The sequence below is a fragment of the Vibrio sp. Vb1574 genome, from assembly GCF_033338675.1.
The window spans coordinates 1-1,016 of record NZ_JAWOTC010000495.1; the positions used below are offsets into that span (position 1 = coordinate 1).

A 1,016-nucleotide genomic window follows, 5' to 3' on the forward strand; every position below is an offset into this window, starting at 1 on the left:
TGATCCTTTAACGTTTAAGCCATCAAAAAGTCTTAAAAAGTTTCAGCGCAAGCATCAATATAAAGTCACTATAAATCAAGCGACTGAGCGCGTCATTCAACTTTGCTCGTCTACCCGGCCAGCAGATGAAACATGGCTGAATGAAGAAATGCAAGCCGCTTATATTCAGCTATCCAACCTAGGGCATTGCCACTCAGTAGAAGTATGGCATGACAACACGCTTGTTGGCGGTTTATACGGCATTAGCGTGGGTCAACTTTTTTGTGGTGAGTCCATGTTCAGTTTGAAAGACAACGCATCAAAAATCGCATTGTGGTATTTGTGTTCGCATTTGGCGTCAAAGCATGGTCAATTAATAGATTGTCAGGTGATGAACCCGCACTTGGCATCCCTCGGCGCATTTGAGCTTGACCGAGACGAGTTCATACAAAAGCTACTATCTTTAAGAGAAAAGCAAACGGCTTCTGACACCTTTACGCCCCAAGTTTTGCAGGATTCAGAATCATGAGCACAGATCTACAACACATTCGAATTGGGTTAACCAACAACCATCCTTGTAGCTATTTACCGGAGCGACAAGAGCGTGTTGCGGTGGCATTGGACGCTGAATTACATACTGAACAAAACTATCAACTATTGATGGCTAATGGCTTTCGTCGAAGCGGAGATACTATATACAAACCACATTGCGAGCGTTGCCATGCTTGCCAGCCTATTCGCATATCGATACCTGATTTCGTACTATCTAGAAGTCAAAAACGACTGCTCAGTAAAGCCAAAAATCTGCGTTGGGAGATGAAAACGGAGATGGACGCCGAGTGGTTTGAGCTCTACAGCCGTTACATTTGCAAGCGACACAAAAACGGTACCATGTACCCTCCCAAGCGAGATGAGTTCTCACGTTTTGCACAAACGACTTGGCTGACAACGTTGTTCTTGCACATCTATGATGAATCAAATCAACTACTTGGTGTAGCGGTGACTGATGTGATGACACAATGTTCTAGCGCGTTTTA

At 44.2% G+C, this 1,016-nt stretch carries 2 protein-coding genes; both read left to right on the top strand.

Annotated elements, in window-relative coordinates; all coding sequences use genetic code 11:
• Positions 1 to 508: leucyl/phenylalanyl-tRNA--protein transferase (gene aat, locus R7O12_RS27115; RefSeq protein ID WP_318127151.1), on the top strand; the 508-nt coding region annotated here is incomplete at its 5' end.
• On the top strand, positions 505 to 1,016 hold a 512-nt coding region (locus R7O12_RS27120), incomplete at its 3' end, for an arginyltransferase (RefSeq protein ID WP_318127152.1). The genes aat and R7O12_RS27120, both read left to right, overlap by 4 nt.